Origin of the sequence: Neorhizobium fuzhouense (assembly GCF_042611105.1) — a bacterium.
Taxonomy (GTDB): domain Bacteria; phylum Pseudomonadota; class Alphaproteobacteria; order Rhizobiales; family Rhizobiaceae; genus Neorhizobium; species Neorhizobium galegae_A.
On record NZ_JBHFFP010000021.1, the window covers coordinates 1 to 13,623 of the forward strand.

The window sequence follows — 13,623 nt, forward strand, 5'->3', positions numbered from 1 at the left end:
ACGACCAGTTCGGCGCCCTGCGGCGTCGGACCCAACGTGACGAGGTTGCCGGAAACTACCGATACGGTGCCGAGCGCTGCATAGAGCGAGGCGGCCGTGGCGTATGCCACGCCGTTGTACCAATACCGTCCATTCTCGTGGTCGATGTCGAGAAGCGCCTTAACGCCTGTTTCATCGCGCATCACCCAGGCGGTCGAATCCCGCACGCCCTTCCACAGGGTGGAAACACTGGTCTGGCCGAAGCGCAAACTGGTCTGTCCCGCTTTCAGGCTGGTCTGCCCGCCCGTCAGGCTGCTCTGGTGGCGCGCCGGCTTCATTCCACGCTCACTTCCACATTGGGTGCCGTGGCGCCGGAAAGCGTCACATGCACCTGCCCAGCAGAGACGAACACCATCTGCTTGATGGCATCGCCGTTGTCGTCGAGCTTGGCGGCGGAAAGCTTGGCATCGGCCAATGGCACCAACGCTGAGGCATCACCCGCCTTGGTGAAGACCTGCAGCGTGCCGCCGCCGAGCGATCCGGAATAGGCCAGCACCCGGTAACCGGCATCGCACTTGGCATCGATCCCGAAATTTTTTGTACTGTTGTCGGTAAAAGTCCTGACAGCCATTTGTCCCTCACTTGGCGCAAAGCGCGTCGTTGCGGCATTGCAGATTGTGCGCAGCTACCTGCCGCGCAAAAGCATCGTCCTCGCGCAGCATGAAGGCGCGTGTGCCGGCGTTGGGCGTCAGCAGCGCGTAACCGGCGCCATCGCCGTCAACGGCATTCCGCGTCGGTGAACACGCCACCAAGGGCAGCACAAAGATCAGCAGCAGACAGTGTTTCAACATGCGCATTGGTCTGGCTCCGTTCCTTGAGTTGCTCGATCACCGCGCCGCGGGCTTCAGCGATCGCCAGCGCCTTGCCCTCCTCGCGCGCCGCAGGCACGAGCGAGAGTGTCGCCCAGGCAAACACGGCAAGCGCCGCAACAACCGCGCCAGCGCCCGCCCCAAGGGCGATTTTCACCCCGTCAAGCACTGATCTCGTCCTTCAGGTCGCGGTAAACCTTGGCAATGTCCGCCCGCCGCTTGATGGCGTAGACCGCGAACAGGATGACGACGGCGACGATGGCCAGCTGCACGCGCCAATCCAGTCCGCCGAATGCAGCAAGCGGCGTGGCGGCGGCCGTCGTCAGCCACATCCAGAAGGTCTTGGATTTTGAAATCGGCTTATCCAGCTTTTCGGGGTCCACGCTGGCAGCGCTTGCGGCAGGTGCCGCCGGTTTTGGTGCCACGGCATCCACCGTGGCCACATCCGGCGTCACCGGTTTTGCCGTGGCAACGCCATGGCCGGTCGGCGCATAGCCTGCCGCCATCAGCGCCGCCTCGAAGATCACGGCGTAATGTGCCACCTTGTCGGCGCTTTCCTGCCCGTTGATCACCCGGCGCGCGCCGCGATAATCCGCCTTGGTGCCGTCGATGTAGTCGCCAAGCGCCCGCCCGGTGAAGATCCCGTGCGTCATCCCTTCGAACAGGATCGAAAGCGCCACGCTCATCGTCAGCGCCGCATCCGGATCCGCCACCAGGTCCACCCCGCACGGACCGGAAAGCTTCTTGTAATTGGGCTTGTGCGTGATCTGCACGAAGCCACGGCCGAGCCAGGTCTTGCCGGCCTCGTCCTTTCGCCAGTAAGGCGTTTTCACCCAGGAAAGCTTGCCGTCCTTGAAGGCCTTTTCCAGCCGGGCAATGGCCGTGTCCACGCTCGGGTTCTTCTTCTCGCCCGGCTGGCGCGTCTCGATCACCGGCTGCATGTGACCGGATGTTTCGTGATAGGCCGTCGCCAGCATATAGGCCAGCTGCTCGCGTGGCGTCCGCTCCAGCTCGCCACGATCGATGACGGCGCGCAGGCCGGCAGTCTGCAGCGCCGTGGCCTTGCCGGTGAAGAGCGGCACATTCACACGCTCGATGAAAATGGAATGCTGCATGAAACTGGCCCCGCACGAAGTTCAACGTGGGGGCAGTTTAAGGCCGGGAGACGGGCGTAAAGTGCGAATGGTCCTAGGCGTTGTACCCTGCGGCGCGCGCCACGAAGTCTTCGGTGGTGCCGGAGCAGTCTCCGGTGATCCGGATGCGCTGCAAATTACCGTACATCAGATTGCCGACCAGGGTCGTGTTATTGCTGTTGTTGGAAATGGATGCGCCGCAGGATGAGCCGGCCAGTCCGTTCGATCCGGTGACTGTGTTTACGAAAAACTGCGTCCGGTCATTGGTATCTGCAGCCTCAAGCCCGTAATAAAAACAGCTAACCGCATGGTTCGCATACACCTTGGCGTGGTTGCTTTTGGCAATAGAGACGCCAATCACACCGCCATTAACGGTGTTATCCGCCACAACACCAACGGAGGATCCGCGCAACTCGATGCAGACAGAGTTCGGATATTTGGTGCTTGCCTCTGTGGTGTTGGCAGGAACCGGCAGCGTAACGCGGTTGTTCCTGAGTATCGGTGACACCAGAAAATTGCCGATGGTATTGTTGGTTTTTACGATGATGCCACCATAATCCTGGTAGTCTGCACCGGTGTTGGTAACGATGTTGTCCTCGATAACGATCGGCTCGACGGCTCGGAAAAGCTCCGACTGGAAGAATATGGATATGTAGCCGATAGCCGTAAAGGTGCATCCTTTCACGATGAACCGGCCATCGACCGCACCGACGCCGTAGCCGGCAATGTTCTTGATCACGGCATCATGGATCTCGATACCGCAGTTTGGGCTCGCCGCAATCGCACGAAAAAGAGGATCGCCTGCCTGTTTGTTCCCGTCGAATTCCCCACCGAAAATCCGGGTGCCCGCATGCGTGACGTTGACGACATGCATGCCGCCGGTGCGAAACAGCTTTGCGCCCGCCTGAAAGATAAGCGTCTGATAGTGGGCGCGTGATGCAAAGCCGGTGACATTGTATGTGCCTGCAGGAACAAAGATCGTTCCACCTGCGCCGGCGTCGTCCATGGCTTGCTCAAGCGCCGCCTGGGTCTGCGCCTTGGCCACAGTCATATGCGATGAACCGAGCCCTTCTATCATGGCTTGACTTATTTTGGTGATGATCATTTCGGTTCCCGCCTTAGATTACGATGCCTTCGAAGCGATTGGCAGCGATTGTTCCCGTGACTGTTGCCGTCCCGGATGCCGTGGTGACATTCAGGTAGACTTCGTAGAAGTCGCTACCATTGGCATCGTCCGTGCACGTCACCGATACGGCCGTATTGCCGGTATTGGCGTCATGGACAGACGCCCCCGTGGCGAACAGTGTGCCGTTCTTGAAAATCTGAAGATAGGCGACCTGCACTGTCGCGCTGAATGTGCCGGTGATTTGACAGACGGAATTCAGGAAGACGGCCCCGGCCGGCGGGGTCCACTTGCTGGTTGCGGCATCGTAGAAGCCGCCAAAGTCGGACGCTTCGGTCGTAAAGGTCAGCTTGGTGTCCGTTGCGCTGACAATTCCCGCCTGGTTCACATTGTTTTTGTGGGCACGAAACCGCGCCTTTCCGGTGGAAAGGGCAGACTTCACATTACCCCACGAACGCTTGACCGATGACCCGTCGCTCTTGCGGGCAATCAACATATCCGTGTCGCTGAATGCCGCATCGGTAGCGGCGGCGATTTGTCCTTCCAGCGTGGCGGACGTAGCCAGCGAAGCGCGCGTCACACTCCCCGCCGAGGGCGTGTTGACGTCGATGGCATAGCCACTGCGAACCTCGAAAACCACGCCGTCTGGAACAGTTGCCCGAAGGTAATAGCTTCCGGACACCGCGACCAACTCGTAGGAGGTCGTCAGCGGCAACACGCCTCCGGCGGAGAGAAACATATTGTTGACGGATCCGGGGTTGATCGCCAGCAGGTAATCCTGTTCTGCACCCGTCCCAGTAAAAGGCCCCGAGACAACCCAATCGTTGCGGGCCAGATCGGCATATCCGGCCGCCTCTTCGGCTGACGCTTGCGCGTGCTCGGAAGATGTGAGGGCTATTTCCGCATAACTTTGTGCTGACGCGATGTCGGCGGCATTGGGCCCGGCCACCAGTCGCGTGCCGCTCTTCATCAGTGTCTCGCCGTCTTCCAGATCGTCGGCAAGCACATAGCCTGGCCCGAACTGCACTTGCACGCCCCGATCCACGTCGCGGCGCAGCTCCTGCAGCACGGTGCCCTGCTTGGAAAGCTCCTTTTCCAGCGCCGTCATGTCCAGCCGCGTGCCGTTTTCAACGCCGGCCGTCCGTTCATGCGTCCGGCGCGAAAGCACCTTGAAGCGGGTCGTGGCGGGCACCGCATAAGGGAAGGTGACGGAAAAGGTGTCGAAGGCATCGCCGGTGGTTTTCGTCACCGTCGCGGCAACTTCCGTCCACACATCCGCGCCGTCCGGCCGCGTCCACACTTCCACATCGGCCGTGTCGAAGATCTTGAACCCGGCAAACGGCCCGTAGACAGAACCGCCATTTCCCACAAGTGCGTCGGTCTCGCGCAGCTGGCGCGGAAGCGGATACGGGTTCACCATGAAAACAGCCCTGCCCTGATTGGTTGATCAGGCCAAGGCTACGCGCGCGGGCGCGTTGTTCAGTGCGTCAAAGGGCTACTCGTAAATACTGTTTTTGAGACGGCGATTTGCAGGCACGTCTGCAAAGGGGTCAGCACTGCGCATCCGATAGCCACTTCCGCTGTAGTTCTGCTCGTAGCGGCCATCAAGTGTATCTGGTGCGTACCTGCTGCCGCTTCGGCGAACGCTGTAACCATCGTCAAGGCTTTTCCCTGTAGTGTAGGATCCGCCGTTGGGCCCCGAGTAACACGGTTCCGTGACGATCGCGCAGGCGGCGGCGGGCAGTGCCCACATTGAAGATCCGGTAAACATCAGCGCAATGACAACCTTCATCCGACACGCCCCCTTGACAAAATTAGTTGCTCGACTCAACCTATGCACGCTTCACGAAAAAGGTGAAGTCCAGAATTGGAAAGCTGGTCAGATCTAGGAGCGCCCCAACGCGCGCATAGCGCGTTTTTTTATGGTCGGGCGTAGTGGGAGAGGCTTGTCCTCTGCCGGTCTCCTAGCCGGTCTTTCCAAACCCACTATCGCCCGGCCGCCAGAATGGAAAGCTGGTGGTCAGGGTTCAACTCTAGGAGAACCGACCAAATGCCAAAGCCCACAGATGCTCTTCTTCAGCTTGAAGACACCCTGCAAGATATGCGCGCCCTGACGAAACTCGTGCTGTTTGCCACGGAAAACGGCGACGACGAGGAGTTCGGCCGTCTGCGCGAAACCGTCTGCACCCAGATGTACATGATGATGGACAAGCTGGCCGTTTGCGAAAGCAGCCACAAAGCCGCGTGGCTCTCATCAGCAAGCAACCAGAACAGTGGGGATAACCTCCATTAGGCCGCTTCTGGTCCAGCGCGCACAAACGGCATCATCACGCCATGTCGCGTGCGCAAGCCGCTGATTTAAAACACGGCTAAACTGACAAATTCAATAAATCTATCAGTAACTTGCAAGCATATGCACGCTTGCCGGGCTGGCGAGACTCAGTCTCCGCTTTGCGTGCAACCAGCAAAGGAGAATGGAAATGAATGCAATTCGGAATTTTGCTTTTGAGGAGCATCTTGTTCGGGTCGTCGAAAAAGATGGTGAACTGTGGTTCGTAGGGAAAGACGTATGCGAAGCGCTGGCCATCAAAAACCACAATGATGCGCTGGCGAACCTCGACGCCGATGAAAAGGGGGTCGCTATTACCGACCCCCTTTCGCAGTCGGAACGTGGTGGCGGCGCACAGACGACAGTCATTATCTCAGAGCCCGGCGTGTATCGCCTCGTGTTCCGCTCCCGCAAGGAAGAAGCCGAACGCTTCAAGCGTTGGCTGGCGCACGAAGTCATTCCGCAGATCCGGCGCACTGGCGCTTATCGCGCGGATGCAACGGAAATCATGCGCCCGGAACCGGCCACCAATGTTCCGGCCCCGATTGACGAAATGACGCGGCGCAAGGACCTGATACAGGAATTCCGCATGTCGCATACGAAGGAGGAGACGCGCCGCCTCTGGCGCCAGATGGGTCTGCCTGTGGCCGACGAGCAGGCATCGCCGGAAGATCTGGCCTGCCTTGCCCATCTTCTCGATGCGGCAATTCATGGCGCAACCTTCCGCGAACACATCAATGGCATGTTCGGCTTCGGAAAGCGCTCATCGCCGTTTGAGTTTCAACGCTTCGTGCGAACGGTCGGCCCCGGCTTTTCGCTGCCGATCAGCCACCCCATGATCGGGGATGTCTATGCCGGCACCCGCTGGATACGCCCGTTCGAAAACTGGCTGCGGCTTCCCGGCGCGCAACTCGGCTCACCGCAGGGCGGCAAGAATGCAAGGGATTTCGTCTGGGTTCCCTCGCATTATCTCGGCTGATCATTCCTTGCCGGCTACCGCTTCCATTTCCGGTAGCCGGCGCGGCGTCAGTTCGCCCGGCTCCCACCACATCCCGCTTTTCGCCTTCTGCGCCCGGAAGCTAGCGTCAGCTTCCGGGTCCAGAAGCCATTGCAGCTGGTCCACGAAGGCCCGGCGATAGGCCGCGCGGGTGGCCGGGTGCGAAGAGAGAATAGGCGTATAGCGCCCGACATATTTCACAGTGCGGCGCGGCACGTCATAGTCATCCTGCCAGATGAGCGTCTGAATGCTGCGAATGCTCAAATCAACAGTGTCGCTGATAAACGCCCCACCAATGCCGCCAAGTGTGGCCGCAATGCCCTGGCCGAACCGGTTCTCCGCCTTATCGACGAAATCGGCGAACAGGCCGCCGCCGCCGCCCTTGACGAATGCCTTCGCCCAGAAGGCCTTGTTCGTCATGTCCTCTGGATCCTTTCCATTCAGCACGTTCAGCACCTGCGTATAGAACGCTGCCCCCATTGTCAGCGGTATGGCCATGGCCGCGAAATAGGCAGATCCGCGTGCAATGCGTCCGCCGGTCGATCTGGAAAGCATCGAATAGATATACATCGCCTCGAGCTGGCGCGCCGTGAAGGAAAACCCGAAGCTCATGAACTGGCTTCCGAATTCGGCAATCTCCCCGAGAATTGTCCCCCGCTTCACGCCACCGGTGAGCACGCTTTTGACGCGCGGGTTGCCGCTTGGGACAGACCGTTCCGCCCATTGCGTAATCAGTTCGGCATACTTTTCCGCAAGAGCAAGATCGCCGGTTCTTTCAACCACGCCACCCGGGTCGAGAAAGCCGAGTTCGTCAACTGCGCCGCGCATCTTGTGCCAATCATCGGCCGTAATGCCGAAACCTTCCATGGCCTTTTTCAGCAGCGGGTGCAGGTCAATCCAGTCCGTATTCTTCTCGGCATAGCCACCAAGGGTTTCGTGCCACGCGCTTGCCTCGATCCGCTTTCGCGCATCAGTGAGCGGGCTCAGGGCATTCCATGTCAGAGCGCGGTCGACGATATAGCGGGATGTTTCCCCCCCGAACATCTGGTCCACAAAACGCGCACTGTCGTTCATGGTATGCAGGAAATCGTCCCACAGAACAGCCCGCCGCGCCATCGCCCGCCGGTCGCCATCGCGGGCAAAGCGCTTGATCATGTCCACAAAGGTCAGCGTCACCGGAAGGCCGGCCAGTCGCCGCGCCGCGGCCGCCACAAAGGGATCAGTCGCCGCGGCAAGAATGCCCGTTCCGCCCAAAGCAGCCGAGGTTGCGAGGTTGCGGATATCACCGGCAATCTGGGCAGGACCCGCCCATACCGTGCCGCGCCCGCGCATCGCTTCCCAGAGGCTGGAAATGCGGTAGTCCGCAGCCGCTCCAGAGGACATGCCTGGAACTTTCATGCCTTCGATCAGAGATGATCCGGCCTGCCGCTTTCCAATCTCGGCTCGAACCGCCTGCTTTGCCCACTCTATCGTGGCATCCGGGTTGGGCCCGAACCGCTCCATAGCGGCAATATCGTGTGCAAGGGTGTTAATGTGCCCAAACACGGTCTGGATAACGTCCCGCTTTCCGAAGGCCTGATTATAGGTGAGCCAGCTTTTGGCATCCCGGAAGATCAGGAACCGGGCATCCTGATAGCGGTTGGCAAGCTTGCCTTTTCCAAACTTCCGACTTTCCGGTTTACGGTGCGCCCATCCGTCTGAAACGATGGTGTCGAAAACATAGTCGAGCGATGCGTCGAGGCCATCGGCCCCGATCGTCTCTCCCGTTTTCGGATTGGTCATCTCGTCAGCGTTCAGCAGCGGGCGGATGAATGCTTTCCACTCATCCCGCCCCAGCTTTCGGATAGCAACCGGATCGTGCGTGTGAGGCAAACCGTGGTCCTGCCGTTTTGGGATGTTGCCGCCCGCTGCGTTGAAGCGCTGGCGCAGGTCCTCGAGCACGTTGGAAACAGCTCCGGCCAGCGCCTTGGCCGTCCGGTTGTCAGTCACTTCGCCATGCAGCGCCGTGATGAAGTCCGGAAGATCCACGGTATTCCGCCGGAGGCCAAGGCCCTTTGACCGTCGGAAATGATACATCACGTCGGACAGATCGCGGTGCGCCATCGAAATGATCGCATTGGCACGCCCCTGCATAGAGAACGTGCCTTTGTAGCCACTATGGATCATCAGCGACAGAACGGCATCCACCTGGTCGGGCTTGCCCGTATTGTCCCGATAGTTCTCGATGAAATCCGCCACCTCTTTGCGCCGCGCTTCGGCAAGCAGCACCTGGCGCTTCTTTTCTTGGGCTTCCGTCCGCAACGCCGCGACGACCTCAGCCCGGGCAGCGGCTGCCGCCTCACGGTCGCTCATTCCGGCCCGCTTCTTCTGGAAGCGACTTTCCCAGTAATGGAACAGTTCATCGGCTTGCCGGCGATCGATAGCGCCCTGTTCAACCGCAGAATTCAGGCAATCGCGTAGGCTCATAGTTTGCAGGCCTCTAAAAGATCAGCGTGTAAATTATCCACATCCGCAAGGTCGAGCGCTTCCCGCACAGTCATGTCGGGGATGGCGTTTCCATTGCTGTCGGTCCAGGGGAGGTACTGGTAAAGGTTGACCGCATTTCCGTTGGCATCCAGCACCGGGTCCATAAGCTCCCCTGCCTGATCCTCTGCTGCCCGCATAGCAGCATCGTCCAGCGGTTCCGCCCGCGTCGGCGGCGCAATGGTCTGGTTTTCCAGCGCGTCGAGCCGTTCGCCCATCTGGTCCACTGTCCGCGCCGTCTCGGCCACCGTGCGCGCTGGCGACGGCGCACCATTCACAGTGTCAGTGGCGCGCAATGCCGCATCGTCGATGACACGCGCAGCCTGCCCCACGTCATCGGCAAAGAACGTGTCGGCAATGTCGTCGATGCCATTGGCATCACCGCCACCATAAATCCGTTCGTAATCGTCGGGCGTCAGCGTTAAAAGCCGCTGCGCTTCGCGCTCGGCCTCCATTCGCTCCACCAGCTCGGGCGGCGGAAAATTGTCCGGATCCTCCGAATAGCGCCGCGCCGCCTCGATCACGCGCATCTGCGCCGGGTTCGGATCGTCGGGCACCATGATCTCGTCCAGCATCCGCTCCTCAAAAGAGCGGTTGAGCATGTCCAGCTTGTCCGGATCCAGCGTCACGCCCATGGCGGCCGCCACGGCTTCCACGTCGCCCGGTTCCGGTTTTCCATCCAGCACGCGCGCCGCCTGCTCGGCGCCACCTTCGCCAAGCTTGAAGATTTTTGCCAGCTCGGCGCCACCCTGCACCGTGCCACCAAACAGCGCGCCGAAGGTCGCCGCAATGCCGGCATTCGCCAGCGCGTCCTTCATGCCATGTTCCAGTCCGGCCTGCCGCTTGCGGTCCTGGCTTGCCGCCTGCAGCACCAGCTCCTGCGCGCCGTTCAGCAAAGCTTCCTGCACCATGGTCTGGCCGATCCGACCGGCCACCGTCTTTGCCGTCGCGCCACCTGCGCCGACCATCGCCATACCCCATTGCGTCGGGTCGCGCGCGGCCCCCTGCAATCCGCCCAGCAGTTGCGCAGTGAACCGCCCGGCCATGCCGAGTTCAGGCGCTTGTGCGGCCTTTCCGGCTTTCGCCTGCGCATCGCGCATCACCTGGTTGCGTTCTTCCATGATGCCGGGTCGCAGAATTGGCCCGAGCGCCGGATAATCTTCCAGCAGGGCCGATGCTCGCCGGTTGAACTCCTCTTCCTGCCGCTTGGTAAAATCCGCGTTCAGCGTTCCCGCCGGCGGCAGAAATCCGCCGCCACTCGCCTGCGATGCGAGGATGTTTGCATATTCGCGATCAGCATCGCCTGCCGTTCGCATCGGGTTCGGCAGAACCTGCCCGGTGATTTCGGTGATCTTGGCAATGCGCCGGTCATACGCTTCCGTCAGCGCATCATTGTCGGCATTCGTGTTCTCGATCATGCGGGCCACATCGTCGGTGCGCGCCGAGAGCGTCAGAAAGGCATCCCCCCAGCTTTGCGGCCCATCGGATACACTTTTTGTGAGCGTGACAGGGTCTGCAAGCCGCACGCCGCGCCACGGATCTGGTCTCGCCTTTGGGCCATATTGCTTGGCCTGGTCATTGTGCAGCGTCTGCGCATAGGCTGTCGCATCTTCGGCCGTGGCAAATTTACCCAGATGATTGCCGGTCGATCGATAAAGACCGATCGCATCTTCCTCCGACAGGATGCGCCCATCGGGCGAGACGGTCGGCACAAGCACTTCCGTCCCATCTTCTTCGAAAGACATGGAGCGAACGGTGCTGAATGTGCCATCGGCATTGTTGACCACCGGGCGAGAATTCAGGTCGATATTGCCCTTTTGCAAAAGCCCCTTCGGATCGCTCATCGGTAAGCCCCCGGCACGCGCGGCTCAAGAACGGGCCGCAGCGCTTCCAGATCGAGCACGACAAGATTTCCCGCCGCATCCGCAATGAACATCGGATCGCCGGAAAGGTCGCCACGGGCAAAAGCATACCCGCCCTTCACGGCAACAGGCATCGCGCCCTGCACGTCACGCGCCGTCCAGGCCTTGCCGTTCTTCGCCGTCACGCCGCCCAGATCGGCATCCGTCAGCGCACCCACAAGATCCGGAAATTTGTCGGCCCGCACGGTCGGCGGCAGAAGCACTTTTTGCGCGCGATAGGTCCAGCCGCGTTTGTATTCGCCAAAGCCGCCATACTGCGTTTCACCGGCAAAGCTGGCACCAGCCGCTTCCTGATAGGCCCGCTCATAGTAAGGCTTGGCATCGTCCTTTTTCGGGTCCACCCCGGCATCATACATCCGCTTGCGCGCGATCGCCGCCGCCGCCTGATCAAGACGGTTGACTTCCGCCGGCGAGAACGACAGCGCCACACCGGCGCTCGCCTGCGCCAGAGGAATGCGCTTCGTCTGCTGCATGTCGGGATAGGCTTTTCCGTCCGGCGTCTTGCCCATGCCGGCAATCAGGTCCAGCGCCGCCTGCTTGGAGCCGCCCATCGCAATCAGCCCACCAGACAGAGAAACGGCAGGCGCTGTTTCGTTCAGTTGGCGCAGCACCGTGTCCGCATCTGGCCCGGCCGCATCCACCAGTCCGGCCGCGATCGATAGTCCCCGTTCCGGATCAGACTTTACCGCCTGCTCGATAGTCTCCGCCTCACCCGGCCGGAAATATTTCGGCTGCACGCCAAAATGGTTCGCCGCCGCCCGTGCCGCGTTGATGCGCTCGGCAAATGCTCCAGACACGGCATCGGGCGAAATATCGCCTTCCAGCGGCAGACCGCCGGAAACCGGCAGCACACCAAAGCGTTCCGCCACTCCGAGCGGATCCGTCGCCACGTCCTTCTTGTGAGAAGCGATCGCCGCCTGCGCAAAGGCAATGTCGTCGGCGCTCGCATCTTCCCCCACCAGAGACTTGACGTTCTTTTCCACCGCACCGATCGGCTGTGTCCGGATCGCTTCCGAGACACGCATCCGCACCAGCGTTCCATTCACGATCCGCGCACCGTCCGGCGCGGTGCGGGCATCGAGCTGGAAACGTGCAAATTCGTCCGGCGTCACCGGCAGGCCGGCCGCCACACGCTTGGCCAGATCATCACCACGCTTGCGCAGATCCGCATTGGATTTCTCGTCCTGTGTCCGGCGCGCGCTTTCTGCACCGGCAAGGCCCTTTTCAATCCGGTCCCAGTCGTCGGCGCTTACGCCTTCAATGCCACCGTCCGCCCAGTCGCGCGCCATATCGGCCCGCATGGTCTTGATGTCATCGGCAGATTTGCGTGCCGCCTGCCCGGTGTAAAATCCTACCACGGCATCCGATCGGCTCTTGCGCTTGAAGCGCTCCGCTTCCGACAAATCCAGAACACCACGCGCCACGGCGCTGTCGTAATGCACATCGATGGATGTCTGCAGGTCCGCCAGCTCCGCCGCCGCCGAGGGGTCATTGGCATCGAGCCCGGCAAGACGCTGGCTTTTCAGCGTTTCCAGATCTTCCATCCGGCCCAGAAACTGCACGCGGTTCACTTCGTTGTCGCGCTGTCTCTTTTCCGCCTGCGCCCGCGTCATCAGCCCGTTGGCACGCTTGCGAAACGCCATCTCGTAATCGGGCGCGATCTCTGGGAACACGAATTCCTGCTTGTGCGCCGTCAGCAGCTCATCAAGGCTTTTCCGAAGCATGTCCGGATTGTCCTTGTAAGCCTCATAGACCTGTGCCTGCTCTTCCAGCATCACCTGGTCGGCTTGCTCGAGGAAAGTTTGCGTGCCCGCCACATCATAGGCGCGGCCATACACCGTATCGCGCCCGCTCGGCCGGAAACCGCCGCCGGCACCCGGCGTGCGCACCTGCTCGCTTTGCACCGGCACCACGGAAACCGGCGCTACGGCGGCGGCGGACGGCATGGCGGCATAGGATCCGCCGCCCACCTTGCGCGTCCACAGCGCAGCAAATTCCCCGGCCGTCATGCCATCCGTGCCGCCATTCAGCCGCACGGCTTCCGCGCCAACCACATCCACGGCGCGCGCATTGGCGTTGGCAAGCAGCTTGCTTGCGCCGCCGCCCCCCTGCTGGTGCGCAAGATAAAGCTCGCCCGCCGTCGGTTCTCGGCCCAGCGCCTGCCGCAGCGTATCGCGGTTGTCGCGCATCAGGCGTGCCGCAGCGTCAGATGCTTCCCCGGTATCGAACCGGTTGCGCAAGCCATACTGATTGGCGGTGCCATCGACGAACTGAAATAGGCCACCCGCCGAGGAGTTAGGATTGCGGGCATTAGGATTGAACGAGCTTTCAAGCCCCGCCGTCTGCTCAAGGGCAACGGGGTCGACGCCATACCGCTGCGCCGCCGCATGGATCACCGAACGGATTTCCGCCGGCGCCACAGCCACCCGAACGCCGCCTTGTGCGCCGCGCACATGCCCGGCCTGCCCGTTGGAACTGGCTGTGCCAGTCACCTCGCCGCCGCTGAAGGAACCCGCCTGTGGGCCGGCATCCATGGCTGCACGCTGCCCTGCCAGCATGCCGGCGCGCTTGGCCTCCGCATCCGCCTTTTGCCCGGCCTCGTCAGCAATGCGCGCAAGGCCCGCCGCCACACGCGCCTGCAATTCACCGCCGCCCTCGCGCGAAACGGCAAGCAGCCCCTCCGAAAGCAGGGGCTGCGCGCGAAAGGGCGTGTAGGAAACCGGTTCAACCCGTCTATTGCCCGCCATC

At 61.3% G+C, this 13,623-nt stretch carries 13 protein-coding genes; 3 read left to right on the forward strand and 10 right to left on the reverse strand.

Annotation, left to right across the window (positions count from 1 at the left end):
- From ACEXP3_RS23500 to ACEXP3_RS23510, 3 genes are all read right to left on the reverse strand, one after another.
- On the reverse strand, window positions 1-317 hold a 317-nt coding region (locus ACEXP3_RS23500), incomplete at its 3' end, for a hypothetical protein (RefSeq protein ID WP_377299611.1).
- Complete coding sequence (locus tag ACEXP3_RS23505; RefSeq protein WP_377299612.1) at window positions 314-610, reverse strand: hypothetical protein; 297 nt, start codon at window positions 608-610, stop codon at window positions 314-316. The genes ACEXP3_RS23505 and ACEXP3_RS23500, both read right to left, overlap by 4 nt.
- Window positions 611-617: 7 nt before the next feature.
- Window positions 618-836 carry a hypothetical protein gene (locus ACEXP3_RS23510; protein ID WP_377299613.1) on the reverse strand — a complete coding sequence of 73 codons (219 nt, stop codon included), beginning with the start codon at window positions 834-836 and terminating at the stop codon, window positions 618-620.
- Here ACEXP3_RS23510 and ACEXP3_RS23515 point away from each other — a divergent pair.
- Complete coding sequence (locus ACEXP3_RS23515) at window positions 829-1,020, forward strand: hypothetical protein (protein WP_377299614.1); 192 nt, start codon at window positions 829-831, stop codon at window positions 1,018-1,020. The two genes, ACEXP3_RS23510 and ACEXP3_RS23515, sit on opposite strands and share 8 nt — an antisense overlap.
- On the opposite strand, the gene ACEXP3_RS23520 is transcribed toward ACEXP3_RS23515, so the two are convergent.
- The 4 genes from ACEXP3_RS23520 to ACEXP3_RS23535 form a co-directional block, all read right to left on the reverse strand.
- Window positions 1,010-1,963, reverse strand: coding sequence for a hypothetical protein (locus ACEXP3_RS23520; RefSeq protein ID WP_377299615.1), 954 nt, complete (start codon window positions 1,961-1,963; stop codon window positions 1,010-1,012). The two genes, ACEXP3_RS23515 and ACEXP3_RS23520, sit on opposite strands and share 11 nt — an antisense overlap.
- A gap of 73 nt (window positions 1,964-2,036) precedes the next feature.
- The gene (locus ACEXP3_RS23525) at window positions 2,037-3,086 is read right to left on the reverse strand and encodes a right-handed parallel beta-helix repeat-containing protein (RefSeq protein ID WP_377299616.1); all 1,050 of its coding nucleotides are present in this window, start codon (window positions 3,084-3,086) and stop codon (window positions 2,037-2,039) included.
- Window positions 3,087-3,099: 13 nt separating this feature from the next.
- Window positions 3,100-4,524 carry a hypothetical protein gene (locus ACEXP3_RS23530; RefSeq protein WP_377299617.1) on the reverse strand — a complete coding sequence of 475 codons (1,425 nt, stop codon included), beginning with the start codon at window positions 4,522-4,524 and terminating at the stop codon, window positions 3,100-3,102.
- Between the two features lie 75 nt (window positions 4,525-4,599).
- Entirely contained in the window at window positions 4,600-4,896 is a 297-nt protein-coding gene (locus tag ACEXP3_RS23535) for a hypothetical protein (protein WP_377299618.1), read from the reverse strand.
- 258 nt (window positions 4,897-5,154) lie between these two features.
- Between ACEXP3_RS23535 and ACEXP3_RS23540 the strand changes: the two genes are divergently transcribed.
- Window positions 5,155-5,397, forward strand: coding sequence for a hypothetical protein (locus ACEXP3_RS23540; RefSeq protein WP_377299619.1), 243 nt, complete (start codon window positions 5,155-5,157; stop codon window positions 5,395-5,397).
- A gap of 181 nt (window positions 5,398-5,578) precedes the next feature.
- Window positions 5,579-6,412 carry a BRO-N domain-containing protein gene (locus ACEXP3_RS23545; RefSeq protein ID WP_377299620.1) on the forward strand — a complete coding sequence of 278 codons (834 nt, stop codon included), beginning with the start codon at window positions 5,579-5,581 and terminating at the stop codon, window positions 6,410-6,412.
- On the opposite strand, the gene ACEXP3_RS23550 is transcribed toward ACEXP3_RS23545, so the two are convergent.
- Genes ACEXP3_RS23550 through ACEXP3_RS23560 form a run of 3 tightly spaced genes read right to left on the reverse strand, consistent with a single transcriptional unit; the run spans window position 6,413 to window position 13,622 of the window.
- Window positions 6,413-8,896 carry a hypothetical protein gene (locus ACEXP3_RS23550; protein ID WP_377299621.1) on the reverse strand — a complete coding sequence of 828 codons (2,484 nt, stop codon included), beginning with the start codon at window positions 8,894-8,896 and terminating at the stop codon, window positions 6,413-6,415. It lies immediately after the preceding gene.
- Window positions 8,893-10,797: a hypothetical protein gene (locus ACEXP3_RS23555; RefSeq protein ID WP_377299622.1), complete on the reverse strand. Its 1,905-nt coding sequence runs from the start codon at window positions 10,795-10,797 to the stop codon at window positions 8,893-8,895. Before ACEXP3_RS23555 ends, ACEXP3_RS23550 begins: the two co-directional genes overlap by 4 nt.
- The gene (locus tag ACEXP3_RS23560) at window positions 10,794-13,622 is read right to left on the reverse strand and encodes a transglycosylase SLT domain-containing protein (protein WP_377299623.1); all 2,829 of its coding nucleotides are present in this window, start codon (window positions 13,620-13,622) and stop codon (window positions 10,794-10,796) included. Before ACEXP3_RS23560 ends, ACEXP3_RS23555 begins: the two co-directional genes overlap by 4 nt.
- Between the last annotated feature and the right edge of the window lies 1 nt (window position 13,623).

Excerpts from the sequence above, each read along its gene's own strand:
- ACEXP3_RS23505 (WP_377299612.1), bottom strand. The coding sequence starts at position 610 with ATGGCTGTCAGGACTTTTACCGACAACAGTACAAAAAATTTCGGGATC.
- ACEXP3_RS23515 (WP_377299614.1), top strand. The coding sequence starts at position 829 with ATGCGCATTGGTCTGGCTCCGTTCCTTGAGTTGCTCGATCACCGCGCC.
- ACEXP3_RS23510 (WP_377299613.1), bottom strand. The coding sequence starts at position 836 with ATGCGCATGTTGAAACACTGTCTGCTGCTGATCTTTGTGCTGCCCTTG.
- ACEXP3_RS23520 (WP_377299615.1), bottom strand. The coding sequence starts at position 1,963 with ATGCAGCATTCCATTTTCATCGAGCGTGTGAATGTGCCGCTCTTCACC.
- ACEXP3_RS23525 (WP_377299616.1), bottom strand. The coding sequence starts at position 3,086 with ATGATCATCACCAAAATAAGTCAAGCCATGATAGAAGGGCTCGGTTCA.
- ACEXP3_RS23530 (WP_377299617.1), bottom strand. The coding sequence starts at position 4,524 with ATGGTGAACCCGTATCCGCTTCCGCGCCAGCTGCGCGAGACCGACGCA.
- ACEXP3_RS23535 (WP_377299618.1), bottom strand. The coding sequence starts at position 4,896 with ATGAAGGTTGTCATTGCGCTGATGTTTACCGGATCTTCAATGTGGGCA.
- ACEXP3_RS23540 (WP_377299619.1), top strand. The coding sequence starts at position 5,155 with ATGCCAAAGCCCACAGATGCTCTTCTTCAGCTTGAAGACACCCTGCAA.
- ACEXP3_RS23545 (WP_377299620.1), top strand. The coding sequence starts at position 5,579 with ATGGAAATGAATGCAATTCGGAATTTTGCTTTTGAGGAGCATCTTGTT.
- ACEXP3_RS23550 (WP_377299621.1), bottom strand. The coding sequence starts at position 8,896 with ATGAGCCTACGCGATTGCCTGAATTCTGCGGTTGAACAGGGCGCTATC.
- ACEXP3_RS23555 (WP_377299622.1), bottom strand. The coding sequence starts at position 10,797 with ATGAGCGATCCGAAGGGGCTTTTGCAAAAGGGCAATATCGACCTGAAT.
- ACEXP3_RS23560 (WP_377299623.1), bottom strand. The coding sequence starts at position 13,622 with ATGGCGGGCAATAGACGGGTTGAACCGGTTTCCTACACGCCCTTTCGC.